This is a genomic window from Devosia sp. Leaf420, assembly GCF_001425445.1.
In the GTDB taxonomy this organism is placed as follows: domain Bacteria; phylum Pseudomonadota; class Alphaproteobacteria; order Rhizobiales; family Devosiaceae; genus Devosia.
The window spans coordinates 680683-706777 of record NZ_LMQU01000010.1 but is presented as its reverse complement, the minus strand read 5'-3'; the positions used below and the strand labels follow the sequence as shown (position 1 = coordinate 706777).

The following is a 26095-nucleotide window of genomic DNA, read 5'->3' as shown; positions in this document are numbered from 1 at the left end:
ATAGAATTTTTGTTCCCAAGGAGGGGCGGCCAAAATGCAGATCATCGAGAATGCCGTAGGCGGCAAGCGCTACACATCGAGTTCGACGCGGCGCGTCCCCGTGTTCAATCCAGCAACGGGCGAGCAAAGCGCCGAACTGCCGCTCTCGACCCTCGACGAGCTGAACGCGGCCGTCGCCAATTCGGTCAAGGCGCAGGTCGCCTGGGGCAATACCCCGCCGATGAAGCGGGCGCGCGTCATGTTCAAGTTCAAGGCGCTGCTCGATCAGTATTCCGACGATATCGCGCGCGAAATTTCCAAAGAGCATGGCAAGGTGCATGACGATGCGCTGGGCGAAGTCGCGCGCGGCATCGACTGTGTCGATTTTGCCTGCGGCATTCCGCAACTGCTCAAGGGCGAATTCTCGCGCAATGTGGGCCCCTCGATCGATTCTTATTCCGATCGCCAGCCGCTCGGCGTCGTTGCGGGCATTACCCCGTTCAACTTCCCGGCCATGGTGCCGATGTGGATGTTCCCGGCAGCCATCGCCTGCGGCAATGCGTTTATCCTGAAACCATCCGAGCGCGATCCCTCGGCCTCGCTCCTGATCTGGAACCTCTTCATGGAAGCGGGTCTCCCCGAGGGCATTCTCAATATCGTCCATGGCGACAAGGAAATGGTCGATGGGATTCTCGACCATCCCGATGTGAAGGCCGTCAGTTTCGTCGGCTCTACCCCAATCGCCGAATATGTCTACCAGCGCGGCACCAAGGCCGGTAAGCGCATGCAGGCGCTCGGTGGCGCCAAGAACCACATGATCATCATGCCCGATGCCGATCTCGATCAGGCAGCCGATGCGCTGATGGGCGCGGGCTATGGTTCGGCCGGCGAGCGCTGCATGGCAATCTCGGTGGCGGTGCCGGTGGGTCAGAAGACGGCCGATGCACTGGTCGCCAAGCTCAAGCCACGCGTTGAAAGCCTCAAGATCGGCCCTTCGACCGACAGGGACGCCGAAATGGGTCCGGTGGTCACGAAAATGCACCGCGACAAGATCGTCGGCTATATCGACTCCGGTGTCGAACAGGGCGCCGAGCTCGTCGTCGATGGCCGCGGCTTCAAGCTGCAGGGATATGAAAACGGCTACTATGTCGGCGGCACGCTGTTCGACAATGTCACCGAAGACATGACCATCTATAAGGAAGAAATCTTTGGGCCCGTCCTCTCGGTCGTGCGCAAAAACTCGTTCCAAGAGGCGGTCGATCTGATCCACGGGCATGAATATGCCAATGGCACGGCGATCTTCACCCGCGATGGCGACGCGGCGCGTGAATTTGCCGACAAGATCGAAGTCGGGATGGTTGGCATCAACGTGCCGATCCCGGTGCCGGTGGCCTATCACTCCTTCGGCGGCTGGAAGCGATCGCTGTTCGGCGATCACTCCATCTATGGGCCCGAAGGGGTTCACTTTTATACGCGGCTCAAAACCGTCACCACCCGCTGGCCCGCCGGCATCAAGGGTGGAGCGGAGTTTACGTTCCCAAGCCTGAAATAGCATTCCCGGCCCTGCCCTCGCGCTGCGATGGCGGGGCCTTTTGTTTGACCACGAGACTAACGAGCGACACATGACCTCTCCCGGCGAAAACCTTCGGATCAATGGCGACCGGCTCTGGGAGAGCCTGATGGACATGGCCAAGATTGGTCCCGGGATTGCGGGCGGGAACAATCGGCAAACGCTGACCGATAGCGACAAGCAAGGCCGCGAGCTGTTTCAGCGCTGGTGCAACGCGGCCGGGCTCACCATGGGCGTCGACAAGATGGGCACCATGTTCATGACGCGCGCCGGGACCGACCCGGATGCTCTGCCGGTCTATATCGGCTCGCACCTCGATACGCAGCCGACGGGCGGCAAATATGATGGCGTACTGGGCGTCTTGGCAGGGCTCGAAGTCGTGCGTTCGATGAATGATCTCGGGATCAAGACCAAGCACCCGATCGTCGTGACCAACTGGACCAATGAAGAAGGCGCGCGGTTTGCGCCGGCCATGGTGGCGTCGGGCGTGTTCGCGGGGGTCCTCAGCCTCGACTATGCCTATAGCCGCAAGGACATGGACGGAAAGCTCTTCGGCGATGAGCTGAAGCGCATCGGCTGGCTCGGAGAGGAAGACGTCGGCGCGCGAAAGATGCACGCCTATTTCGAATATCACATCGAGCAGGGGCCGATTCTCGAGGCCGAGGAAAAGCAGATCGGCGTCGTCACCCATTGCCAGGGGCTGTGGTGGCTCGAATTTACCCTGACGGGCAAGGAAGCCCATACCGGCTCGACGCCGATGACCATGCGGGTGAATGCCGGCCTCGCCATGGCCCGCATCATGGAGATGGTGCAGGACGTGGCAATGGGCGAGCAGCCGGGGGCTGTGGCGGGCGTCGGACAGGTGAAATTCTCGCCCAACTCGCGAAACGTGTTGCCGGGGACGGTGGTGTTCACGGTCGATTTGCGCACGCCGAGCCAGGAAAAGCTCGACCGCATGCGCGCGACGATCGAAGCCAAGGCGGCGGAGATTGCGGCGGAGCTCGGGGTCGGGTGTTCGGTCGAGGCTGTGGGCCATTTCGATCCTGTCACCTTTGATCCGACGCTGGTGGGCCGCGTGCGCTCTGCAGCAGAAAAACTGGGTTACAGCCACATGAACATCATTTCCGGCGCCGGGCACGATGCGTGCTGGGCGGCGAAAGTGGCGCCGTCGACGATGATCATGTGTCCGTGTGTTGGCGGCTTGAGCCACAACGAGGCGGAAGAGATTTCGATTGAATGGGCAGCGGCCGGCTGTGACGTGCTGTTCCACGCGGTGGTGGAGACGGCGGAGATTGTGGAGTGAGAGCAGTGCGCTCCGACAGCCTCCCCTCACCGACTTGGCTCCGCCAAGCCACCTCTCCCCAATGGGGAGAGGAAAGGTTCGACCGGCCTGTCGGTTCTTCTCCCCATCGGGGAGAAGGTGCCCCGGTAGGGGCGGATGAGGGGGCGGACTGAATGACCACCCGCCCCCGCCAATTGCGCCGAAACGCTACCGATGCCGAGAACCGGCTTTGGTATGTGCTGCGCAATCGCGGGTTGGATGGCCGTAAATTCGTTCGTCAGTTTCAGATCGGTCCTTACATCGCAGATTTTGCCTGTCGTGAGGCAGCCTTGATTGTCGAGCTGGATGGCGGGCAGCATGCTGACAACGCCAATGACCTCAGTCGAACGACGTATCTGAACGCCCAGGGTTATGGGGTATTGCGGTTTTGGAACAATGAGGTGCTGCAAAATCGCGATGGGGTTTTGGAAGCGATATCGCGCGTCATTGATAGTACCCCCTCACCCGACCTCCGCTTTGCTCCGGCCACCCTCTCCCCGAGAGGGAGAGGAATAAGAGGCGTGCGTGCGGCTAACGGCGCAAATTTCATCCATGAGGCACGTTCTATTCTTCTCCCTCTCGGGGAGAAGGTGGCTCGCCCAAAGGGCGAGACGGATGAGGGGGCCACTCCGGCTTAGAAATATAACAGACTCGCCGATGCGCTGAGGGGCGCGGGTGGGTTTTCGAGAAACTGCAAGGGAACGCAGAATGAGTAAAGTTATCAAGGGCGGGACGGTCGTTACGGCTGACTTGAGCTATGTCGCCGATGTCAAAATCGATGGCGATGTCATTGTCGAGATCGGGCAGAACCTGTCGGGCGATGAAGTTTTGGACGCGACCGGCTGTTACGTGATGCCTGGCGGCATCGATCCGCATACCCATCTCGAAATGCCGTTCATGGGCACCTATTCCGCCGACGATTTCGAAAGCGGCACGCGGGCTGGGCTTGCCGGTGGCACGACGATGGTCGTCGATTTCTGCCTGCCCAATCCCGATCAGTCGCTGCTTGAAGCGCTGCAGATGTGGGACAACAAGACGTCGAAAGCTTCGGCGGATTATTCGTTCCACATGGCGGTGACCTGGTGGGGCGAGCAGGTTTTTGATGAAATGGCCGAGGTAGTCGATCGCGGCATTACCTCGTTTAAGCATTTCATGGCCTATAAGGGCTCGCTGATGGTGAACGACGACGAGATGTTCGCATCGTTCCAGCGCTGCGCCGCGCTGGGCGCCCTGCCGCTGGTGCATGCCGAAAATGGCGATGTGGTTGCGGCGATGACGGCCAAGCTGCTTGCCGAGGGCAATAATGGGCCGGAGGGTCACGCCTATTCGCGCCCGCCGGAAGTGGAAGGCGAGGCAACCAATCGGGCGATCATGATCGCCGACATGGCTGGCGTGCCTCTTTACGTGGTGCACGTCTCCTGCGAGCAAGCGCACGAAGCCATTCGCCGGGCGCGGCAGAAGGGCATGCGCGTTTATGGCGAGCCGCTGGTGCAGCATCTGACGCTCGACGAGAGCGAGTACTTCAATGCCGATTGGGACCATGCAGCGCGGCGGGTGATGTCGCCGCCGTTCAGGAACAAGGCGAATCAAGATTCGCTTTGGGCAGGTTTGCAGGCGGGATCGCTGTCGTGTGTCGCGACGGATCACTGCGCCTTCACCACCGCGCAGAAGCGCAATGGCGTCGGCAATTTTGCGAAAATTCCGAATGGGACGGGTGGGCTTGAAGATCGATTGCCGGTGCTGTGGACGGCGGGGGTCAATACCGGGCGGCTGACGCCGAATGAGTTCGTGGCCGTCACGTCGACGAATATCGCCAAGATTCTCAATATGTACCCCAAGAAGGGTGCGGTGATGGTTGGTGCGGATGCCGACCTGATCGTCTGGGACCCGAAGCGCACGAAGACCATTACGGCGAAGAGCCAGCAATCGGTGATCGATTATAATGTGTTTGAGGGTTTTGAGGTGACTGGGATGCCGCGGTTCGTTCTATCCCGCGGCAAGGTTTCCATCATCGAGAACGAGGTGAAGGCCGAGCCGGGCCACGGCAAGTTCGTGGCCCGCGAGGCGACGAACCCGGTCAATCGGGCGCTGAGCCAGTGGAAGGACATCGTCGCGCCGCGCAAGGTGGAGCGCACGGGCATTCCGGCGACGGGGGTTTGATGCCTTTGGACTGTTCAACCCTGCAGAACGCCCCCTCACCCGTCTCGGCCTACGACCGATCCACCCTCTCCCCAAGTGGGAGAGGAATGGCGGGTCCCCTCTTTTCTTCTCCCTCTCGGGGAGAAGGTGGCGCGCAGCGCCGGATTAGGGGGCCCTTGGCATGACCCCCGTTGTCCAGGCCCAAAACCTTGGCCTCACCTTCCCCGCTGGCGACGGGGATATCGTTGCGCTCAGCGACGTCAACCTGACCATCGAGAAGGGCGATTTCGTTTCGTTCATCGGACCTTCGGGCTGCGGCAAGACAACCTTCCTCCGCACGATTGCCGATCTCGAACAGCCCACCTCGGGCACGCTGCGAATCAATGGCCAGACGCCGGAGAATGCGCGAAAAGACCGGGCCTATGGCTATGTGTTCCAGGCGCCGGCGCTGTATCCTTGGCGGACGATCGAGAAGAACATCGCGCTCCCCCTCGAAATCATGGGGCATTCGCAGGCTCAACAGGCCGAGCGGATCAAGCGGACGATGGATCTGGTGAACCTTTCGGGGTTCGAGAAGAAATATCCCTGGCAGCTTTCGGGGGGCATGCAGCAGCGGGCGTCGATTGCGCGGGCGCTGGCATTTGATGCCGATCTCTTGCTGATGGATGAGCCCTTTGGGGCGCTCGACGAGATCGTGCGGGATCACCTTAATTCTGAACTTTTGAAGCTGTGGGACCGGACCAAAAAAACGATCTGCTTTGTGACGCATTCGATTCCCGAGGCGGTTTATTTGTCGACGAAGATCGTGGTGATGTCGCCGCGGCCGGGGCGGGTGACAGATGTCATCGAGAGCAATCTGCCTCGCGAGCGCCCGCTCGATATCCGCGAGACGCCGGAGTTTTTGGCAATTGCGGCGCGGGTGCGCGATGGGCTGCGGGCCGGGCATAGTTATGAGGAGGTGGTGTGATGGGGCATCGTGGCTCACGTCACCCCCTCCCATCCTCCCCCATCAAGGGGGAGGTGCCACATCGCGTTTTTGGCACGATCCTGCCTCATGTGCTGTCCCTTCACCTCCCCCTTGATGGGGGAGGTCGGGAGGGGGTGATGGCAAGCGCGGGAGCGGCGACATGAACCGTGTCATCCCTATCCTCACCATTCTGCTCGCCATCTTCGTTTTCTGGTACGCGGCCGCCATATGGATGAACGCCCCCTGGCAGAGCATTCTCAATGGCCGCGCCAATCTCACCAATGTGCCGTTCCTCGAATTCGCCCAGCAGACCTGGGCGCAGGACAAACCGATCCTTCCGGCGCCGCATCAGGTGTTTTCGGAGATCTGGAATGCGACGATGGGGCTCGAATTTACCTCGCGGCGGTCGCTCGCGCTCCATGCCTGGATCACGCTGTCGGCGACCCTCCTCGGCTTTGTGCTCGGCACGGGGCTCGGGGTCATTCTTGCGGTCGCGATCATTCACAACGATGCGGCAGATCGCTCGCTGATGCCTTGGATCATTGCCAGCCAGACGATTCCCATCCTCGCCATCGCGCCGATGGTCGTCGTGGGGCTCGGCGCGATCGGGCTGACGGGGCTCGTGCCAAAATCGCTGATTTCGATGTATCTGAGTTTCTTCCCGGTCGTTGTCGGCATGGTGAAGGGGCTGCGCTCGCCGGAGGCCATTCAGCTCGATCTGATGCGGACCTACGATGCCAATCCCTGGCAGGTGTTCTGGAAGCTTCGCTGGCCGGCGGCGCTGCCGATGCTCTTTGCCTCGATGAAGGTGGGCATTGCCATTTCACTGATCGGCGCGGTGGTGGCTGAACTCTCCAATGCCGCCGGTGGCGGGCTTGGCGTGCGGCTGCTTACCGGCTCCTATAATGGACAAACCATTCAGATCTGGGCGGCTTTGTTCATTGCGGCGGGGCTGGCGGCTGTGCTGGTGGCGATCGTCGGTGCGGCTGAAAAGTTCGTCAATGCGCGCAATGGGGTGCGGGCATGAAGAGCGGGCTGACACTGTTGCAAATTGTGCTGGCAGGCCTTGCTGGCGGCATGGCGCTGTTGGGGCTGGTCGGCGCGGCGCTTTCTGCGGATGCACAGATCTTGCTGACACTTGCCTTCGGCCTTGGGGCGCTGACCCTAGTGCGGTTCGTGTTTCGGCCGGTCAATTTCTGGCTCGATGGTCTCGCCGCCGTGCTGATTGCGACGGCGCTGGTGCTGGCCTTGCCGCGCGGGACTGCTATGCCCGGCCATTATTGGTTTGGCATGGGCGCGGCCTGGGCCTTTGCCTGGCTGTTCGTCGATCAGCTTTCGGGCGAAATCCGCAAGGGCACGGTGCCGCGCCGGTCGATGGGGCTGCTCATTCCGGCCGTGTTCGGGGTGGCGTTGCTCGTCATGTGGGAGGTGATTGCGCGCGGGGCTAATGTGCCGCCCGTGATCCTGCCAGCGCCGTCAGCCATCGGCGCGCAATTGGCCAATTCGGGGACGATCCTCTGGGCCGATTTCGTCCAGACATTCGTGAAATCGGTCATTCCCGGCTATATCATGGGCTGCCTTGCCGGGCTCGTCGTCGCCATTGCCGTCGATCGCTCGCCTTTCCTCAAGGCCGGGCTGATGCCGATCGGCAATTTCATGTCTGCCCTACCGATCATCGGCATCGCGCCGATCATGGTCATGTGGTTCGGCTTCGATTGGCAATCGAAGGCCGCCGTCGTCGTCGCGATGACGTTCTTTCCCATGCTGGTCAATACGGTGGCGGGGCTCAATGCAGCCTCGAATATCGAGCGCGACCTAATGCGAACCTATGCTGCCTCCTATTGGCAGACGCTGCTTAAACTGCGCCTCCCCGCTGCGGGGCCGTTTATTTTCAATGCCCTCAAGATCAACTCGACACTGGCCTTGATCGGCGCAATCGTAGCGGAATTCTTCGGGACGCCTGTTGTGGGGATGGGCTTCCGAATTTCGACCGGGGTGGGGCGTCTCGCCATCGACCTGGTCTGGGCGGAGATCGCTGTTGCCGCGGTCGCGGGATCCGCCTTTTACGGGGTGCTCGCCCTCATCGAAAGGGGCGTCACCTTCTGGCATCCGTCAGTCCGTGGTGGACGGGCGTAAGTTGAGAAACAGGGAAAAGGGAACGACAGAATGAAAACTTTTATCACAGGGCTCCTCGCCGGAACCATGGCCTTGGCTGCTCTGCCTAGCGCCTTTGCTGCCGATGCACTCACTTTGCAATTGAAGTGGGTGACGCAGGCGCAGTTCGCCGGCTATCTCGTCGCCAAGGAAAAGGGCTTTTACGACGAAGAAGATATCGACCTGACCATCCTGCCCGGCGGCCCGAACATTGCCCCTGAGCAGGTAATCGCCGGCGGCGGTGCCGATATCATCGTCACCTGGATGGCCGCGGGTCTTGCCGCGCGCGATACCGGCGTGCCACTCGTCAATATCGCCCAGCCGTTCAAACGCTCGGGCCTGATGATGATCTGCCCCAAGGAAAAGGAGATCAACACGGTCGCCGACTTCCCGGGCCATACGCTCGGCGTCTGGTTCTTCGGCAATGAATATCCGTTCTTTGCCTGGATGAACAAGGAAGGCATCAAGACCGATGGCTCGCCCGAAGGCGTCACTGTCCTCCAGCAGAGCTTTGACATCCAGCCGATGATCCAGGGCCAGGCCGATTGTATCTCGGTGATGAGCTACAATGAATATGGCCAGGCGCTCGATGCCGGTTATGGGCCGGATAACCTGACCATTTTCAACTATACCGAAATGGGCAATGACCTTCTCGAAGACGGTCTCTATGTCATGGAAGACACCCTCGCCGATCCGGCCAAGGTCGATGCCTATACCCGCTTCGTCCGCGCCTCGATGAAGGGCTGGGATTATGCGCTGAAGAACCCCGAAGAAGCCGCCGAAATCGTTGTCGAGATGGACGAAACCGGCGCGGCCGAATTGGCGCATCAGCTTTACATGGTCGGCGAGGTGTCAAAGCTCGTCGATGCCAATGACGCGGCGCTCGATATGACGACCTATGATCGTACGGTGAAGGCGCTCCTTGATCAGAAGATCATCAAGGCTCAACCGGAAGGCGCTTACACCACCGCGGTGACCGACGCTCTCAAGTAGAGTTTTCCGGTTTTCTGTGAAGCGGGTGGGGAGCGATCCCTGCCCGTTTTCATTTGCATGGGCTTAACGCTAAAGCCCGATCAATCCGGCCTCGGTCGCCCGAAAGCCGCAGGCGCGATAAAACCCCGCCAGATGCGGTTCGAAATCGACATGCAGCCATTGCGCCCCGCGCGCCCGCGCCGCCTCTGTCGCAGCCTTCACCAGCCGTGTCGCAATACCCTGTCGCTGAAAGTCGCGATGGACAGAGGTATCGAGCAGAAAGGCATGGATGCCGCCATCCCAGGCGACATTGACATAGCCCACGAGCTGCTCGCCCTCATAGGCTCCGACATGCACAAGGCTCCGCGCCAGCACGGTCTGCCAGGTCGCCGGCCCCTCGTCGCCCCAGGCGGACCGCCAAAGCGCCCGCAAGGCATCGTCGCTCGGGAACGGATCGGTCAGAAGAGAAATGGTCATGGTCGCTTCCGGCGGGGTTTTTATCTTTTGAGCTGAACAGCTCCAAACGCGAATTCATCCACGCGCCAGCGGCACTTTTCTTTAAGCGTATTTAGCCAACCCACCGGCCTTCCCTCGGGCTTGACCCGAGGGTCACTCGCCTAAGCCCAAACACCTGTGGCTCCCGCACTGGCCCTCGGGTCAAGCCCGAGGGAAGGATAGTGGGCGGGGGATTTCGGAATGGGTCCCGGCCTGCGCCGGGGTGACAACCGTGGGTAGATCGGCCAGTACATCCAGCGATCAAAAAGTCAGCGCACAGCCAGCTTGCTCTTCTGCTGCCCGGCCGCATCAAAATTGTCCGGGTTCAGCCAGCGCTCATATTCGGCGCGCAGGGCCGACCATTCGCTATCAATCATCGAGAACCAGGCGGTATCCCGGCTTTCGCCCTTGAGGATCATGTCGTTGCGAAAGACGCCTTCGAATGTAAAGCCGAACCGCGTCGCCGCAGCTTTGGACGGTTCGTTGCGGTCGTTGCACTTCCATTCGAAGCGCCGGTAACCGAGGTCGTCGAAGGCGTGGCGCGCAAACAGATAAAGCGCTTCGGTCGCAAGACGGGTGCGTGCCATCGGCAGGCCCCAATAGACGCCGCCGATTTCGATGGAGCCGTGTTCAGGCCGAATGCGCATCCAGCCCTGTTGGCCCAGCGCCTTGCCGGTCGCCTTATCGACGATGGCGACATAGCGGTCCGGACCGGCACCCGCCTCGGCAATCCGCGCTTCGAGCTGGGCCAACGACGTCGGCGCGTCGCTGAAAAGCCAGCGATAGCGCTCGGCGCCGCCATCCATGGTGGAGACCGCGTAGAGATCGGCGGCATGCTTTTGCGCGAGCGGTTCGAGCCGCACATAACGGCCGTCGAGCACGATCTTTTCGGGCGCAGATTTAGCCGGCTGCAGCGTCATGACCGCGCCTCCCAGATGGCATCGAGCCCGGCGCGATAATTGGCATAGAGCATCTCGATCCCAAGCGCGGTCTTGATCGCCTTGTTCGAAACGCGCTTGTTGTCGCGATAAAAACTCTTGGCCATCGGCGACATTTCCGCCCGTTCGAACGGCACCTCGGGGGGCGGCTCAATGCCCATCTTGCCCGCCGCATAGTTGATCAAATCCTGCGGCGGCGCCGGCTCGTCGTCGGCAAGGTTGAAAACCCCATCGAGCCGTTGCTCTGCCGCGAGCTTGGTCACCCGCGCGATATCGGCCACATGGATGCGATTGAACACCTGCCCCGGCTTGATCACCCGCCGCGCCGTGCCGTCCGCGAGCTTGTCGAAACTCGACCGCCCGGGCCCATAAATACCGGCCAGCCGCAAAATGGTCAGCGGCACGCCACGCGCCTTGGCATAGGCGATCCATTCTTCCTCGGCCTTGACGCGAAAGTCAGAGCGGAGATTGCGGGGCACCAGTTCAGCCGTTTCGTCGATCCAGGCGCCGTCGAAATCCCCATAGACCCCAACCGTGGAATAATAGCAGAGCCACTGCAAATTCGGCATGGCGTCGAGATCGGCGCGGTGGTGGCGGAGCACCACATCGCCCTCGGCATCGGGGGCAATGGAGATGACGACATGGCTGGTCTCGCGCAGCGCTTCGGCCACTGCCGGACCCGGCTGCGTGCCATCAAAGACCACGGCTTCAAGCCCGCTTGCTTTTAGCCGATCCGCCTTGTCGGGCGTTCGAACCGTTCCCCAAATGCGAACAGCTTCGCCGCCATTCCGGAGCAGATGCGCACTTGCTTCCGAGGAATAACCCAGCCCGAAAAACCCCACGCGCATGATTTATCCCCGGCCGAAAATTCTAAAAGTCGAGGTCGGCATATCCCTTGCTCGGCTGCATGGCAACGACGCGATCGTTGAGCAGCGTGCGGAAGGCGGGACGAGACTTTAGGCGAGAATACCAGTCGGCGGTCTCGGCGGCCTTGGACCAATCGATATCGCCCATATAGTCGAGCGTCGAGAGATGCGCAGCGAGCGCAAAGTCGGCCAGCGTCATCTCTTCGCCGGCGAGCCACTTCCGGCTCGCGAGCAGCCAATTGAAATAGAGCATGTGCTCGGCAAGGTTGGCCTTGGCGGCGCGCAGCACGGAGGGCTCAGGCGTCGCGCCCTTCAGGTCGCGCTTGGAAATCTTTTCTTCAAAGAGATAGCGCGTCACTTCGTCGTTGAACTTGACCAGCATCCATTCGACTAGCCGCCACATTTCGGCGCGATCGAGCGGATGGGTCGGCACCAATCCGCCAACGGTTTCAAGCGTGTAGATATCTTCCACCGCATGGATCGCGGCCAGAATGCCGATGATCGGCACCTCGTCGTCAGTGACGAGAATGGGCAGCGTCGCGGCGGGATTAAGATCGAGCAGATGCGGCTCGCGCAGCCAGGGCTTTATTTCTTCGACATCCAGCGGCACCCCATATTCGGCACACATGAGCCGGATAAGGCGCGAGGCGGGATCGAGCGGATAATGCACGAGCGTTGGCATGTACGGAACCTGGTTGACGCGCAGCTGACTTGCTAGTCCCCCGCTTGGCGCTCAAGTCGAACACGGATAAGAGAGGGGCGCAAACCAGCCCATAAACGAGTTAGGGGATCAGATGAACGCCGATCAAGGTCTTTTTGTGCCGCTGATCTTGGGAATTCTGGAAGGCCTTACCGAATTCCTACCAGTCAGCTCCACCGGCCATCTCCTTCTGGCTGGTCATTTCTTCGGTTTGACGCAGCCGGCGACCTTCATCGTCCTCATTCAGCTTGGCGCCATTCTCGCGGTGGTCACTGTCTATTTCGCCAAACTCGGCATGCTCATTCGCGATGCGCTGACCGGCAAGCGCTATGCCTGGCAGTTCGCGCTCTCGGTCATTCTCGCCTGTTTCCCCGCCGTCATTGCCGGCGTGCTGCTGCGCGATTTCATCCAGGGCGATCTCTGGGAAACTGCTGCGCTGATCTGCTGGAGCCTGCTGATCGGCGGCTTCGTGCTGCTCATCGTCGACCGGCTCAATCTCAAGCCGAAATACGATGATATCTATACCTTCCCTTGGCATCTCGCTGTGATCATTGGTCTTTTCCAGATGATATCGCTGATACCCGGCGTCTCGCGCTCGGGCTCGACCGTGGTCGGCGGCATGCTGTTTGGTGCGTCGAAGCGCGCCGCGGCCGAATTCACCTTCTTCGTCGCGCTCCCCATCATGGTCGGAGCCTTCGGCTACGATCTCTACAAAAGCCGCGACCTGATCGACACGTCCATCGCCCTCAACGTCGCAATCGGCTTTGCCGCCGCCTTCGTCGTCGGCGCGGTGGTCGTGCGCTACCTCCTCAATTTCGTCTCCCGCTATGGCTTTGCCCCCTTTGCCTGGTGGCGCATTGCGGTCGGTGTTTTCGGCCTTGTCGGCATCTACTTCTTCGGCCGCTGAGACACGGTTGGTGCCAAACAAAAAGCCCTCCAGACGGAGGGCTTTTTTTATTCCAGTGATTGGAAAACTTAGCGGCGCGTCGAGGGATCGAGACCCGTATAGGTCGCGGGGATCGAGAAATAGGAGCGCGGAATTTCAACGCCCTTCTCAACATCGTAGAGCGAGAAGGTCAGCTCCGCACCGCTGGGCTCGACCAAGCTCCACTGCGCGAGATCCTTGGTCTCCGTATCGAAGACCAGCGACACCTGCACGGTGCCCGCTACCGTTTCATCGACCACGGTGATGGTCATATAGCCATCGGACGATGCCACATCGAGCACATTGGCATTGAGCAGGTCGATCTTGTCGCCGATGAACTGGCGCAGCGGGATCGTGTCCTGCGGATAGGCGTAATAGGTCTCGTCCTGGCGGTTGAGGACGTAGAAACCGCGGCCGACAGAAACGATCTCTTCGCGGCTCGGCGGATTATAGCGGAAGCGCACCTTGTCAGGGCGCTCGAGGAAGAACGTGCCTTCGGTGCGCCCGCCATTGGTATCGATCTGCAGGAACCGGCCGACCATGGTGCGGATGGCCGAATTGTGCGCGTTGATTTCGCCGATCAGCGTCTGCTCTTCGGGGGTCAGGGTGCGTCCCTGCGCAAAGGCTGGCATTACGGGCGCCAGGGCAGCAGCGACACCGAGCAAAAGAGCGTGGCGGCGAATCATGGACAGGGTATCCTCGCGGGTTTTTAGTCAGTCAAACTAGCGTAGGCAGCAATTGCGGCAAGAGGTGGAAAGTTCCACCAAAGGCGGGAGAAGAGACATGCTGAAGATCATGACGTGCTTAACGCTTCTCGTGGCAGCGACCACGCCGACCCTTGCCGCGTTGCCGCCGCAATATCAGCGGCAGGCCGAATTCACCGCCGTGCTGGATGCGGCGACTGAGGCGTTGGGGGTCAGCCGGTTGATCCAAGCGATCGAGATGACTGAGCCCGATGTTTTTGTCGTGAGATCGGGCGAGTGCTCGGTGACCGTCCGCATTGTGGATGCGCCGAGCAAGAGAGAGCCAGGCTGGGTGGGGCCAATGGCGTTCGAGGCTAAGGCTGATGCGGTGGTTTGTTGAGCTTGCCAGCCCTTGCACCGCGTCATTCCCGCGAAAGCGGGAATCTCAGTCTTGGTGCAAAGGGATTCCCGCTTTCGCGGGAATGACGCCGAGATTGTTGAGAACGTTGAGCAATCGATAACAAAAAGCCCCGGCTAAACACCGGGGCCTTCCGCTCAAATCGCAAAATTCTCAATACCCGTCGGCATTGTTCCCGACGAGGATTTCGCGCTTACCAGCATGGTTGGCCGCGCTGATGACGCCTTCGCGTTCCATCCGCTCGATCAGCGTTGCCGCCTTATTGTAGCCAATGGCGAGGCGTCGCTGGACGTAAGACGTGGACGCCTTCTTGTCGGTCAAGACGACATGGACGGCCTTATCGTAGAGTTCGTCGCCTGAGCCGGCATAGTCGTCGCCGCCACCTGCAGAGCCGGCATCGCTGCCGCCGTCTTCCTCGTCATCGATGACCGAGTCGAGATAATCCGGCGCGCCCTGGCTCTTGAGGTGATTGACCACGGCTTCGACTTCGGCGTCGGAGACGAAGGCGCCGTGGAGGCGCTTGGTGCGGCCGCCCGAGGCCATGTAGAGCATGTCGCCATTGCCCAGCAGCTGTTCGGCGCCCTGCTCGCCCAAAATGGTGCGCGAGTCGATCTTGGACGTCACCATGAAGGAGATACGCGTCGGGAAGTTGGCCTTGATCGTACCGGTGATGACGTCCACGGACGGACGCTGGGTGGCGGTGACGATGTGGATGCCGGCGGCACGGGCCATCTGCGCGAGGCGCTGGATGGCGCCTTCGATGTCCTTGCCCGCGACCATCATGAGGTCTGCCATTTCGTCGACGATGACGACGATATAGGGCAAGGGTTCGAGGTTGAACTCTTCGCTTTCGTAGATCGCTTCGCCGGTTTCGCGGTCAAAGCCGGTCTGGACCGTGCGCGAAATGACGCGGCCTTCCTTGGCGGCCTCGGTGACGCGCTGGTTGAAGCCGTCGATGTTACGCACACCGATCTTGCTCATCTTGCGATAGCGATCTTCCATCTCGCGAACGGCCCATTTGAGGGCCACGACAGCCTTCTGCGGATCGGTCACGACAGGCGTGAGCAGATGCGGAATGCCATCATAGATCGAGAGTTCGAGCATTTTGGGGTCGATCATGATCATGCGGCACTGCTCGGGCGTCATCTGGTAGAGCAGCGAGAGAATGAACGTGTTGATACCCACCGACTTACCCGAGCCGGTGGTACCGGCGATCAGCAAGTGCGGCATGCGCGCGAGGTCGGCGATGATCGGCTCGCCGCCAATGGTCTTGCCGAGGCAGATCGGCAGCTTGCCCTTCATCTTCTCGAAATCGGAAGAAGCCAGCATTTCGCGGAAATAGACGGTTTCGCGCGTCTGGTTTGGCAGTTCGATGCCGATGGCATTGCGGCCCGGCACCACAGCAACGCGGGCCGAGATCGCCGACATCGAGCGGGCGATATCGTCGGCGAGCGAAATGACGCGGCTCGATTTGATCCCTGGCGCCGGTTCGAGTTCGAAGAGGGTGACGACGGGGCCGGGGCGGACATTGATGATGTCGCCCTTGACGCCAAAATCGCTGAGGACCTCTTCAAGGCGGCGGGCCATGGCCTCCAGACGCTCCGGCGCATGTTCGGGCGATGGGCCCAAGCGCTTGGGTTCGGCAAGAAGGCTCAGCGCCGGCAGTTCAAAACCCTGCGGCTCATCGAGAAGGCTTGGCTGGGCTTCGCGGAACACGCGCTGGCCCTGGGCCGGGCGCGGTGCGGGCGCCGCAACGGCCGTGCGGGGCGCGGTGTGGTCGACCGGTTGAAAGCGCGAATCGCCGCGCTGGGTGTGATTGACGACAGCCGGATGCTGGACGATCGGCATTTCGGGCACGAAGGGCACCACGTCGTCTTCGGCTTCGTCGGGATAATCGATTTCGGTTTCGTCATAGGCCGGGCGCGCATTGACACGTGGCGACGCAACGATCGGCTCTTCATCGAATGCCGGCTCGACCGGCGCATGGATGCGGCGCTGGGCCGGCGCCATGACCGGCTCGACCTGCACGACGCCACGGCTTACGGGCGCGCCATCGAGATTGGGCTCGATATCGTGTTCGTGGTCCTGTTCGTCCTCGCGGCGGGCCGCATGTTCGGCCCGGGCACGGCGCCAGGCGGTGCGCAGCGAATAGCCCATGTGAAAGAGCGAACCGAGCGCCACTTCGACGAGCGGATTGGCTTCGCGCTCGTCATCCTCCTCGAGCGCAGCGGCCTTGCGGCCAGCCTTGGCCGGCTTTACGGCAACAGCAGTGCCGATGCCCATGGCGACCCAAAGCATGGCGAGCGAAGGCACGGCGAGAATAACGCCAAACAGTGCGCCGGTGATCGGCTGGGGGTCGGCGCCGGCGATCATGCCGGCAAGATTGGTGAAGAGCATGCCCGAGAGCCCGCCAATGCCCGTCGGCAGCGGCCAGGTGGCGGGCGCTGGCAGAAAGGCGAAGACGCCGGTCGAAACGACTGTCGCGCCGATCCAGCACAGCGTGCGCAACACCATATGCGTCGGGCGGCGCTTGCGCGCCATGGCCCAACCCCAAAGGGCAAGCGGCACGGACATGACGATGCCGCCGAGCCCTAAAAACTGGAAGACCAGATCAGCAATCACCGCGCCGGGATAGCCAAGCCAGTTTTCCGCGATCTTGCTCGTTGCATAGGAGAGCGATGGATCATCGACGCTCCAGGTGCTCAGCGACACCAGAATCACCGCCACGAGGCCGAGCATGATCATGCCGGCGATGCGGAGCGGGATGCGGATTGCGATGACGGGCGCCGGCTTTGGCATCGCCGCCGCCGTTTTCTGGCGGGCCGCACGGGGCGGCACGGGGCGAATATCGTCGAGCGTCGGGACGGGATGGCTGGGCATGACACGCATTACTGTTCCGGGGCAGCGACCCATTCGCGGCGCCCCGTATCGTCCTGCATGCTAAACTTGTGTGGTTAATCGGGTGCTAACCTTCGAACCGGCCCGGAGGGGCAAAATCGTCCCAGTGGGACGATTTTAGGTGAGAAGGCCATGAGAGCTACGCTCGAATGGCGCGGCCAGATGCACCGTTTACATAACCGGTGCGAAAAATCGGGATGTGCCCCTGCCACGCTTTTCCGAGGAGTGCGGCCCACCGGTGTGCGTGGGAAGCCTCTGTGGCGGGCCAAGAGGAAGTAGGCCGCACACCACGGAAAAGTGGGTGCAGGCGGCGCCGGAGCGCCGCCCACGGGGAGGATTAGTTGTAGGCGCGTTCGCCATGGCTCGAGAGATCGAGACCATCGCTTTCGGCAGCTTCGCTGACGCGAGCACCACCGAAGATCGCCTTGACGATGAGCATGGCAACGAAAGCCACGACACCGGACCAGACGACGGCGATGGCAACGCCGGTCAACTGCACCATGAACTGGCCGCCGATCGAGTAGGCTGCCGCATCGCCGAGCGGGTAACCGCCGAGGCCGGGCGCAGCAACGATGGCTGTACCAAGCGCGCCGATGATGCCGCCAACGCCGTGGATGCCGAACACGTCGAGCGAGTCGTCATACTTAAGGAGCGGCTTGAGCGTGACGACGGCCCAGAGACAGACGACGCCGGCAATCGCGCCGAGAACGATGGCGCCACCGACACCGGCAAAGCCGGCAGCCGGGGTGATGGCGACGAGACCGGCAACAGCACCGGAGACCGCACCAAGAGCCGACGCATGGCCACGGGTAATGCGTTCACCGAGGGCCCAGGCCAGAGCGCCGGCAGCGGGAGCGAGAACCGTGTTGATCAGGGCAACGGCGGTCAGCGCATTGGCTTCGAGGTTCGAACCGGCATTGAAGCCGAACCAGCCGAACCAGAGGAGGCCAGCACCAATATAGGTGAGGACGAGGTTATGGGGCGGGATCGGCTCTTTCATGAAGCCGAGGCGTGGCCCGAGAACGATGGCAGCGACGAGGGCGGCAACACCGGAATTGATGTGAACCACGGTACCGCCGGCAAAGTCATAGGCGCCCATGCCAAAGAGAAGGCCCGGACCCGACCAGACCATGTGGGCCATCGGGATATAGGAGAAGGTGAACCAGATGGCGAGGAAGGCCATCAGCGCGCCGAACTTCATGCGCTCGGCGATACCGCCGACGATGAGGGTCGAAGTGATGCAGGCAAAAGTGAGCTGGAACACCACGAACACCATTTCGGGCAGTTCGAAACCAGCCGAGAAGGTCGCCGCGCGCGAATCAAGCGTCACGCCATTGAGGAAGAACTTTGAGAGATCGCCGACAAAAGCCGAGAGACCGCCTTCGGTCGGGCCGGCAAAGGCGAGCGAGTAGCCATAGGCCACCCAGAGAATGGAGATCATCGAGAAGCCGAGGAACACCTGGGTCAGGACCGAAAGGATGTTCTTGGCGCGGACGAGACCGCCATAGAAGAGCGCGAGACCCGGAATGGTCATGACGATGACGACCATGGTCGAAACCAGCATCCAGGCGACGTCGCCCTTATCGACAACGGCAGTGACTTCAGCGGCAGCTTCGGCAGCCGGCGCGGCGGCGTCCTGGGCAAAGGCTGGCAGGGCCAGCAGCAGGGAGGCCAGTGCGGCGCCTCCGAGAACCTTGTTTAGCTTCATCTTGTTTCTCCCCAAGACACTTAAAGGGCGGACGCGCCGGTTTCACCGGTGCGGATGCGGGTCACGGCCAAGAGATCGAGCACGAAAATCTTTCCGTCGCCGATGCGGCCGGTCTGGGCCGAATCGCGGATGGCGTTGCTCACCGCGTCGGCGAGCGCGTCATCGACGGCGATTTCGAGTTTGAGCTTGGGCAGGAAGTGCACGGCATATTCGGTGCCGCGATAGATTTCGGAATGACCCTTTTGGCGCCCATAGCCTTTCACTTCGGTCACGGTCATGCCGTGCACATCGAGTGAATTGAGCGCCTGCCGGACCTCTTCCAGCCGGGACGGCTTGATGATGGCAACCACCAGTTTCATTTGACCCCCTTGGCGCCGCTCTGGCGCATTTTGGATGCACACTCAGAGTCAAACCGCGTGCCAAACTCGGCGAGGCCCAAAAAGCCAGCGTTTACAGAGCCTTAATCTTACCGCATTGAAACCGACTCAGAAATGGGCACGAAATTGCCCATTAAATGCGCAAATTCCGCCAAGCCTGCACACCAATTAAGCGCATGATGCCGACTGAGGCAGATCAGAGCTGTTTGCGCGCAAAGATGCAGCGCGTTGCGGCAACCCGCGCACTTGTTCTTCCCGTAGCCGCGCGCGAAAATGGCGCGCAACAGGAGACCGAACATGTCCAATGCGCAGCCCGAAAAATTCGACGTCGTCATCGTCGGCGCCGGGCCCGTGGGCATGACGCTAGCGCTGGCGCTTGCCCAATCCATGCGTGGCCTCCGCGTCGCGCTGGTCGATCGCCGCGAGCTTTCGGTACCCAAGGACAATCGCGCCTCGGCCATTGCCGCGGGTGTGCGCCGCATTTTCGATGCGCTTGGCGTCTGGTCGGACATGGCGGCTGAGGCTCAGCCGATCACCGCCATGCGCATCACCGATTCAGGCAATGGCGATATTTCCCGCCCGCTGTTTTTGACTTTTGAAGGCGAGGTCGCGCCGGGCGAACCCTTCGCCTATATGGTGCCCAATCAGGCCAGCTCCGCAGCGCTGATGGCCGGCATGGCCGATCTCGTCACCATCATTGCCCCCGCCGAAATCGCCGATTGGTCCGAAGGTCGCCTCACCCTCGCCGATGGCCGCGTGCTCACCGCGCCGCTGATCGTTGCCGCCGACAGCGCCCGCTCCGAATTGCGTGAGCGCTCCGGGATCGCCACCACGGGCCACGATTATCGTCAAACCGGACTTGTCGCGAGCATCACTCACCAACTGCCCCATGACGGCGTCGCCTATGAGCACTTTCGTCCGGCCGGCCCCTTTGCGAGCCTCCCCTTGCGCGGCAATCGCTCGTCCCTCGTCTGGACCGAAAGCGCCGAGGGCGCCAAGCGCTTTCTCGCCATGGACACGGCGAGCCAAGAGGCCGAAATCGAAGCGGCCATGGGCTCGACGCTCGGCAAGGTCACGCTCGAAGACGAGCTTAGGGGTTTTCCCTTGCATCTCCAGATCGCCCGCAGCTTTGTCGGGCCGCGCCTGGCGCTGGTCGGCGATGCGGCCCATGTCGTCCACCCGATCGCCGGGCAGGGGCTCAATCTTGGCCTTAAGGATGTGGCAGCTTTGGCCGAAGTCATCGTCGATGCCCTCCGCCTTGGCATGGATCACGGCAGTGGCGAGATTTTGGAACGGTATCAGGCCTGGCGCCGCCTCGACACGGCGAGCATGGTCGCTGTCACCGATGGCATGAACCGGCTCTTTTCCAACGACTTGCCCCCCGTCCGCGCTCTGCGCGACTTCGGCCTCGGCCTCGTCGACCGCGCCGAGCCGCTCAAGGGCGCCATGATCCGCGCCGCATCGGGATTGTCGCAAAGCGGTCCGAAACTGCTGAGCGGGCTTCCTATCTAGCCGATATGGCCCCCTCTATGACCTACGTGAAAGCGCCTGAACTTCTTCCGGCTCAACATTCCGCGCTTCATCCAAGCTCAGCAGCGGCACGCCCTTCACAATCGGGAATGCCAGCCGGGCCGCGATCGAAATCAGCTCCTTGCGATCTGCCGAGAGCGTCAGGCGGGTCTTGGTGAGCGGACAAACCAGCATCTCGAGCACCTGCCGCTCGATCGTGTGGCGCTTGTCTTCGGCCGTCTCGGCCATCAGTTGAGCGGAACGGCGCCTTTGCCGCCGCGCGCCATTTCATATTCGGTCATGGCGATCAGCGTCTCGGCCCGATCGTTGAGCGTCTGCGCTTCGAGCAAGAGCTGCTTTTCCTTGGGCCCATAGGGCGAGACCATGGCGCAGAAATTGACGAGATCCGCCGTGCCGGTGCGTTCGATTTCTTCCCAGTTGAGATCGATGCTGGCAAATTCGGCATAGTCGCGCATCATCCTAACGAAGCGCGCGCGATCGACAGCCTCCTCGCCGACATTGCGGGTGAAGTCCTCGGCGAATTCGCCGGTCGAAATCGCCGCCATGCGGTAAGGCGTGCCGCGATCGGCCTCTTCGCCGAGCCGGAAGCGCGAGAGACCTTCGAGGATGATGAAATAGCGGCCATCGCCGCTTTCCTCGAAATGCGTCAGGCGTCCGAGGCACCCGACCTTCTTGAGGGCTACCTGCCCCTGCGGGCTTTCTTCGCTCTCGTCCTCGGGCTGCACCAGACCGATCAGCCGATCGGTCGAGAGCGCGAAATCCACCATCTCGAGATAGCGCGGCTCGAAAATGTTGAGCGGACGATGCGAATAGGGCAGCAGCAGCGCCCCGCTCAGCGGAAAGATCGGGACGATATCGGGCACCTCGGCTGGGCTGGTCGGGCGCTGCGGCATAAAAAAGTCCTTTTACGAGAAAAGCGCGGCCGAGAGCAGGCGCCGGCCCTTGAGCGTTGCCGGATCCTTGGCGCCCCAAGCCTCGAAGAATTCGAGCAGCTTCTTGCGCGCGCCATCTTCATTCCAGGTGCGGTCGCGCTTGAAAATCGTCACGAGCGCTTCGGCAGCTTCGACACGCTTGCCCTCGGCATTGAGCACCACCGCAAGATCGAATCGCGCCTGATGATCATCCGGGTTCGCCGCGACGGCAGCTTCGAGCGCGGCCGATTCGGAAAGGCCCGAGGCCTCTTCCTTGAGGCGGATGGTGTTGGAAACAGCGGTATAGGCTTCGCCCTTCCGCTTGTCCTCGGGCACCATATCGAGCGTTGCCTGAGCCTGCTCGAATTCGCCGGCTTCGACATAGACACGGGCGAGCCCAATCAGGGCCACGTCGTTTTCCGGGGCATGCTGCAGCACCATGCCAAAGATCTGCGCCGCCTGGCCGAGATCACCGGCGCCAAAAGCCTCCTCGGCAACCTTGAGCGCATCGGCGATCTGGGCTTCGATCGAATCGGCAGGTGGGGCGCCAGCGGGGGCCGCCGAAATCACGCGATCGGCAAATTTGCGCACTTCGCCTTCCGGCATCGCGCCCATGAAACCGTCGACCGGACGGCCGCCCGAAAAAGCAAAGACGGCAGGAATCGACTGCACGCCCAACTGCCCGGCAACGCCGGGATGGTCGTCGATATTGATTTTGACGAGCTTAATCTTGCCCGCCTTCTCGTTGACGACCTTTTCAAGCGTCGGGGTCAATTGGCGGCATGGGCCGCACCAGGGCGCCCAGAAATCGACGAGAACCGGCGTGTCGCGCGAAGCCTCGAGCACATCGGTGCGGAAACCGGCATCCGACGATTCGCTGATCAGGGCGACTGGGGCGGCATTGGCAGCGCTTGGAGCGCCATTGAGAGAAATCGACATAAGGGGCTCTCGCGAATGAGCAAAGTGAGCAGTCGCGGGCCTTTTTGCGCCCGCACCATCCCGGTTGCAAGGTTTAACGCATATCTCTCGGGAAACCCTAGAGCTCCGATGAAAGAGACATGCGCCGAAACAGAGAGTTAGGGCGTTGTGGCGCGATCTTAAAGGGCGAGGCAGAGGTTAATTCCCACAGGCATTCAACAAGATGACATGAAAGCGCAAAACTGGGGTTGCAATCGCTCTGCTGATTGGGCATATAGCGCCTCGTTGACGCGCTGCACGGCGCTGCGACACGGATGCGGGTGTAGCTCAGGGGTAGAGCATAACCTTGCCAAGGTTAGGGTCGAGGGTTCGAATCCCTTCGCCCGCTCCAATTCTCTCAGGTTGGCAAGCCGAGAGAGAAACAAAGGGTCCTTCGGGACCCTTTTTGTTTTTCTGAGGTTTTGTTCGGTTCAAGCCGGTCTTGGCAGGCTCGTCATTTCGGCGCCCATGAAGGCGGCGTTGAGGTCGACCTGGGTGACCATGCCCGCCAGCGTGCCGTCGTCGTTGACCACCGGCAGATGGTGGTGGCCGGTTTCCAGCATCACGCGCAGCACCATGACGATGGGCATGGCGACGGGGACCATGGAGACGACAGGGGTCATCACGTCCTGCACCTTGCCGCGGAGGGGCCGGTCCGAATTGCTCATGGCCCGCAGGCGCCAGCCGAGACCGGACGAGGCATGGATAGGACCCCAGGTGGCTTTTTCGATGAGATCGGTCTGGGTCAGGATACCCACGACCCTTTCGCCTCCGTCAACGACCGGAAGAGCCTTGAGGTGATGCTCGCGCATCTGCCGCAGCGACACGCGCAGCGTCGTCTTGGGCGAGATGGTGATAACGAGCCGCTGCATGACCGCGCCTGCCGTTACACCGCCTGAGCGCCGCGCAAAGGCGAGCATGGCCGCCTGCTGCAACACCTCGTCGAGATCCCTTGGATCGACCGACAAGACTTCGTCCCGCGCTTCCATGGCGCCGCGGAGATCATCGACGGTGATCCCGAGCCCGGCATTGGGCGAAAAGGGCAGCACATTGGCGGCCATGGGCACTGCGGGCGCCGGCCGATGCGGATAGGTCTTGCCGGTCATGCGGTTGAAGAGAATCGCCGAGACCAAGAGCAGCAGCGAATTGATCCCCACGGGCCAGAGCACGAAGGCATAGCCAAGCGCCGAAATCACCGGCCCACCAATCACCGCCGTCAGCGCCACCGCCCCGCTTGGCGGATGGAGGCATCGAAAGGTCAGCATGAGCCCGATGCTGACGGAAACAGCGACCGCGGCAGCAAGCGTCACATCGCCGATCAGGAGATGGGCGGTGACGCCCGCGACTGCCGCAATGCCATTGCCGCCAAGGATCGACCATGGCTGCGCCAAGGGGCTCGATGGCACGGCAAAGAGCAGAACCGCCGATGCCCCGATCGGCGCCATCAGCAACGGTACGGCCGGCCCATGTCCGAGAATAAGCGTCGTGACAAAGGCCGTCACCATTATCCCGACAAAAGCGCCTATCGCGGCGCGTAACCGCTCCCGGGCGCTCACCGGCACAAGATTGGGGAGCCATTGACGGAAACGCGCCACTTTTAATGCACCTGCACCGAGCCGCGCTCGAAAAACACCGTCAGGAGCGGCGCGAGGACTGCCGGATCATATTCGTGCCCCTGATCGGCGAGCGTGACCCGCTCGACATTGTGGAGGGTGGAGGCGACCCAATCGGCCCCCGCGGCCATGAAGGGCAGGCTTTTGTCACCGTCGAGCACCAGCACGGGCATGATGGCATTCTGCCAGCGCTCGGGCGGGACATCGCTCGCCCGCGCATCGGCGAGAACCCGATAATCGTGCTCCAGCGTCAGGCCAGCGGCCGCATAGATCGGCCAGATCGGGTCATCCTGAAAGCCTTTGAGCACGTCCTCGCTCATCCCCATGCCAAGGACAAACCGGCTCATCATATCGCTCGCACGCCCCTCGGCCGCTAGCGTCGCCATGGTTTTGTGCTCATCCCGATAATGCGCGACGCTCGCCGCCGGATCGATCGGCGGCTCATAGAGCGCGAGGGATTTTATGACCCGCGGCATGGCAGCCGCCGCTTCCATGGCCAGGACGGCCCCGGACGACATGCCGAAAATCCGCGCCTCGCCACCATTTGCTGAAATCAGCGCGGCAATATCCTCGATCTCGCGCTGGACAGCATAGGGCCAGGTGTCGCTCGAATCGCCGCGGCCCCGCCGGTCGTAATTGATGACGGTAAATTGCCGCGCCAATTGCTTTTGGAGGTTCGGCGTTCGCGTCCGGTCGATGGCACGATACTGCGTCGCTCCGGCCACGAGAATGACGAGCGGCCCATGCCCCTCGATATCATAGCCGATCACCGTGCCGTCTTTTGAGATCACCTCAGGCATCTGCGCCTCCATTTGCCTTGGCACTAATCACGCGCGCTCAGCTTCGGCCAGCAAAAAGCCGGCCCCGGATGTCCGGAGCCGGCCATAAATCGAGACGCCGATCTTAGCGGATCACAGCGCCTTCGGCATTGAAGACCTGAACCTTGGCCGGATCGACATAGGCGGTAACGGTCGAGCCGAGTTCCACCTGCCGCTGGCCTTCGAGCACGACGGTCATGGCCTGGCCGTCCGATGTCGTTGCATAAACCACAGTCTGCCCGCCGAGATTTTCGACGAGATCAACGCGTAGATCGGCAAAGCGCACGCCCGAGCCTTCGGTCAGCGTGATGTGTTCGGGGCGCACGCCGAAGGTTGCCGCACCCGCCACATTGCGCCCGAGCGCCACGCTGGCGCCCGCCGTCTTGACCGTCTCACCCTCACCCGAAGCGGTAAGAAAGTTCATCTTCGGGGAGCCGATGAAGCCGGCGACGAAGAGATTGCGCGGATTGTTGTAGAGGTCGAGCGGCGCGCCGGCCTGTTCGATGATGCCTGCACGCAGCACCACGATCTTGTCGGCCATGGTCATGGCTTCGACCTGGTCGTGGGTCACGTAGATCATGGTGTTCCCAAGATCATTGTGCAGTTTGGCAATTTCGACGCGCATGGCGACGCGCAATTCGGCGTCGAGATTGGACAGCGGCTCGTCGAACAAAAAGATCTTCGGCTCGCGCACGATGGCGCGGCCGATGGCCACGCGCTGGCGCTGGCCGCCCGAGAGCTGCTTTGGCTTGCGCTTCAAGAGCGGCTCGATCTTCAGGATCTCGGCCGCGCGCTGCACGCGCTTTTCGATCTCTGCCTTCGGCATTTTGGCCGTTTCGAGCCCGAATGCCAGGTTCTGGTAAACCGACATATGCGGGTAAAGCGCATAGGACTGGAACACCATGGCAATGCCGCGCTTGGCTGCCGGCACTTCGTTCATGCGCTGACCGTCGATCAGGAGGTCGCCCCCGGTGATCGGCTCGAGGCCGGCGATCATGCGCAGAAGCGTAGATTTACCGCAGCCCGAAGGACCGACGAAAACGGTGAAATCGCCCGGCTCGATAGTGAGGTCGACGCCATGAATGACTTGGACATCGCCATAGGCCTTCTTGAGCTTATGCAGTTGAATGCTCGTCGCCATATCTGTTTCCTCAGC

At 61.6% G+C, this 26095-nt stretch carries 25 protein-coding genes and 1 tRNA gene; 12 read left to right on the top strand and 14 right to left on the bottom strand.

Going from position 1 to position 26095, the window contains the following annotated elements; translation table 11 throughout:
- The first annotated feature begins 34 nt into the window (after positions 1-34).
- The 8 genes from ASG47_RS10855 (at position 35) to ASG47_RS10820 (ending at position 9123) form a co-directional block, all read left to right on the top strand.
- Positions 35-1531 carry a CoA-acylating methylmalonate-semialdehyde dehydrogenase gene (locus tag ASG47_RS10855; protein WP_061908779.1) on the top strand — a complete coding sequence of 499 codons (1497 nt, stop codon included), beginning with the start codon at positions 35-37 and terminating at the stop codon, positions 1529-1531.
- Between the two features lie 70 nt (positions 1532-1601).
- Positions 1602-2852, top strand: a complete 1251-nt coding sequence (locus ASG47_RS10850) for a Zn-dependent hydrolase (protein ID WP_061908776.1) — start codon at positions 1602-1604, stop codon at positions 2850-2852.
- A 152-nt stretch (positions 2853-3004) separates the two neighbouring features.
- The gene (locus ASG47_RS10845) at positions 3005-3508 is read left to right on the top strand and encodes an endonuclease domain-containing protein (protein ID WP_082511673.1); all 504 of its coding nucleotides are present in this window, start codon (positions 3005-3007) and stop codon (positions 3506-3508) included.
- A 70-nt stretch (positions 3509-3578) separates the two neighbouring features.
- The gene (gene hydA, locus ASG47_RS10840) at positions 3579-5030 is read left to right on the top strand and encodes a dihydropyrimidinase (RefSeq protein WP_061908774.1); all 1452 of its coding nucleotides are present in this window, start codon (positions 3579-3581) and stop codon (positions 5028-5030) included.
- Positions 5031-5190: 160 nt separating this feature from the next.
- Positions 5191-5976 carry an ABC transporter ATP-binding protein gene (locus ASG47_RS10835; RefSeq protein WP_061908772.1) on the top strand — a complete coding sequence of 262 codons (786 nt, stop codon included), beginning with the start codon at positions 5191-5193 and terminating at the stop codon, positions 5974-5976.
- A 160-nt stretch (positions 5977-6136) separates the two neighbouring features.
- Positions 6137-7003, top strand: a complete 867-nt coding sequence (locus ASG47_RS10830; protein ID WP_061908770.1) for an ABC transporter permease — start codon at positions 6137-6139, stop codon at positions 7001-7003.
- Positions 7000-8112 (top strand): ABC transporter permease, encoded by a 1113-nt coding sequence (locus ASG47_RS10825; RefSeq protein WP_082460699.1) that lies wholly within the window; start codon positions 7000-7002, stop codon positions 8110-8112. The genes ASG47_RS10830 and ASG47_RS10825 overlap by 4 nt, the downstream gene beginning before the upstream one ends.
- Before the next feature lie 30 nt (positions 8113-8142).
- The gene (locus ASG47_RS10820; RefSeq protein ID WP_061908768.1) at positions 8143-9123 is read left to right on the top strand and encodes an ABC transporter substrate-binding protein; all 981 of its coding nucleotides are present in this window, start codon (positions 8143-8145) and stop codon (positions 9121-9123) included.
- Between the two features lie 69 nt (positions 9124-9192).
- On the opposite strand, the gene ASG47_RS10815 is transcribed toward ASG47_RS10820, so the two are convergent.
- From ASG47_RS10815 to ASG47_RS10800, 4 genes are all read right to left on the bottom strand, one after another.
- Positions 9193-9579, bottom strand: coding sequence for a GNAT family N-acetyltransferase (locus tag ASG47_RS10815; RefSeq protein WP_061908766.1), 387 nt, complete (start codon positions 9577-9579; stop codon positions 9193-9195).
- A gap of 287 nt (positions 9580-9866) precedes the next feature.
- Positions 9867-10517: a GNAT family N-acetyltransferase gene (locus ASG47_RS10810; protein ID WP_061908764.1), complete on the bottom strand. Its 651-nt coding sequence runs from the start codon at positions 10515-10517 to the stop codon at positions 9867-9869.
- Positions 10514-11383 (bottom strand): SDR family oxidoreductase, encoded by an 870-nt coding sequence (locus ASG47_RS10805; RefSeq protein WP_061908762.1) that lies wholly within the window; start codon positions 11381-11383, stop codon positions 10514-10516. Before ASG47_RS10805 ends, ASG47_RS10810 begins: the two co-directional genes overlap by 4 nt.
- 22 nt (positions 11384-11405) lie before the next feature.
- Entirely contained in the window at positions 11406-12083 is a 678-nt protein-coding gene (locus ASG47_RS10800; RefSeq protein ID WP_061908760.1) for a glutathione S-transferase family protein, read from the bottom strand.
- Positions 12084-12195: 112 nt separating this feature from the next.
- Between ASG47_RS10800 and ASG47_RS10795 the strand changes: the two genes are divergently transcribed.
- Positions 12196-13008 (top strand): undecaprenyl-diphosphate phosphatase, encoded by an 813-nt coding sequence (locus ASG47_RS10795; RefSeq protein WP_061908758.1) that lies wholly within the window; start codon positions 12196-12198, stop codon positions 13006-13008.
- Positions 13009-13076: 68 nt separating this feature from the next.
- Here the strand turns inward: ASG47_RS10795 and ASG47_RS10790 are convergent, their stop codons facing one another.
- Positions 13077-13712 (bottom strand): LolA family protein, encoded by a 636-nt coding sequence (locus tag ASG47_RS10790; RefSeq protein WP_061908756.1) that lies wholly within the window; start codon positions 13710-13712, stop codon positions 13077-13079.
- Positions 13713-13809: 97 nt separating this feature from the next.
- On the opposite strand from ASG47_RS10790, the gene ASG47_RS10785 reads away from it, so the two are divergent.
- On the top strand, positions 13810-14109 hold the full coding sequence (locus ASG47_RS10785; RefSeq protein WP_061908754.1) for a hypothetical protein: 300 nt from the start codon (positions 13810-13812) through the stop codon (positions 14107-14109).
- 171 nt (positions 14110-14280) lie between these two features.
- Here the strand turns inward: ASG47_RS10785 and ASG47_RS10780 are convergent, their stop codons facing one another.
- The 3 genes from ASG47_RS10780 to ASG47_RS10770 all read right to left on the bottom strand — a co-directional run bounded on the left by ASG47_RS10780 (position 14281) and on the right by ASG47_RS10770 (position 19092).
- Complete coding sequence (locus tag ASG47_RS10780; protein WP_061908929.1) at positions 14281-16926, bottom strand: DNA translocase FtsK; 2646 nt, start codon at positions 16924-16926, stop codon at positions 14281-14283.
- 436 nt (positions 16927-17362) lie between these two features.
- A complete protein-coding gene (locus ASG47_RS10775) occupies positions 17363-18733 on the bottom strand; it encodes an ammonium transporter (protein WP_061908752.1) in 1371 nt (456 codons plus the stop codon).
- A 20-nt stretch (positions 18734-18753) separates the two neighbouring features.
- The gene (locus tag ASG47_RS10770; protein ID WP_061908750.1) at positions 18754-19092 is read right to left on the bottom strand and encodes a P-II family nitrogen regulator; all 339 of its coding nucleotides are present in this window, start codon (positions 19090-19092) and stop codon (positions 18754-18756) included.
- A gap of 315 nt (positions 19093-19407) precedes the next feature.
- On the opposite strand from ASG47_RS10770, the gene ASG47_RS10765 reads away from it, so the two are divergent.
- The gene (locus ASG47_RS10765; protein WP_061908748.1) at positions 19408-20622 is read left to right on the top strand and encodes an FAD-dependent oxidoreductase; all 1215 of its coding nucleotides are present in this window, start codon (positions 19408-19410) and stop codon (positions 20620-20622) included.
- A 15-nt stretch (positions 20623-20637) separates the two neighbouring features.
- Here ASG47_RS10765 and ASG47_RS10760 read toward each other — a convergent pair whose 3' ends face one another.
- Genes ASG47_RS10760 through ASG47_RS10750 form a run of 3 tightly spaced genes read right to left on the bottom strand, consistent with a single transcriptional unit; the run spans position 20638 to position 22490 of the window.
- Positions 20638-20868: a Trm112 family protein gene (locus ASG47_RS10760; RefSeq protein ID WP_061908746.1), complete on the bottom strand. Its 231-nt coding sequence runs from the start codon at positions 20866-20868 to the stop codon at positions 20638-20640.
- Positions 20868-21533, bottom strand: coding sequence for an LON peptidase substrate-binding domain-containing protein (locus ASG47_RS10755; RefSeq protein ID WP_061908744.1), 666 nt, complete (start codon positions 21531-21533; stop codon positions 20868-20870). Before ASG47_RS10755 ends, ASG47_RS10760 begins: the two co-directional genes overlap by 1 nt.
- A 12-nt stretch (positions 21534-21545) precedes the next feature.
- Entirely contained in the window at positions 21546-22490 is a 945-nt protein-coding gene (locus tag ASG47_RS10750) for a thioredoxin family protein (protein ID WP_061908742.1), read from the bottom strand.
- A 295-nt stretch (positions 22491-22785) separates the two neighbouring features.
- On the opposite strand from ASG47_RS10750, the gene ASG47_RS10745 reads away from it, so the two are divergent.
- A tRNA-Gly gene (locus ASG47_RS10745) sits at positions 22786-22860 on the top strand.
- Between the two features lie 79 nt (positions 22861-22939).
- Here ASG47_RS10745 and ASG47_RS10740 read toward each other — a convergent pair.
- From ASG47_RS10740 to ASG47_RS10730, 3 genes are all read right to left on the bottom strand, one after another.
- The gene (locus tag ASG47_RS10740; RefSeq protein WP_061908740.1) at positions 22940-24103 is read right to left on the bottom strand and encodes an HPP family protein; all 1164 of its coding nucleotides are present in this window, start codon (positions 24101-24103) and stop codon (positions 22940-22942) included.
- Between the two features lie 2 nt (positions 24104-24105).
- Complete coding sequence (locus tag ASG47_RS10735) at positions 24106-24921, bottom strand: alpha/beta fold hydrolase (RefSeq protein WP_162243246.1); 816 nt, start codon at positions 24919-24921, stop codon at positions 24106-24108.
- A 103-nt stretch (positions 24922-25024) separates the two neighbouring features.
- Entirely contained in the window at positions 25025-26080 is a 1056-nt protein-coding gene (locus tag ASG47_RS10730) for an ABC transporter ATP-binding protein (protein ID WP_061908736.1), read from the bottom strand.
- Between the last annotated feature and the right edge of the window lie 15 nt (positions 26081-26095).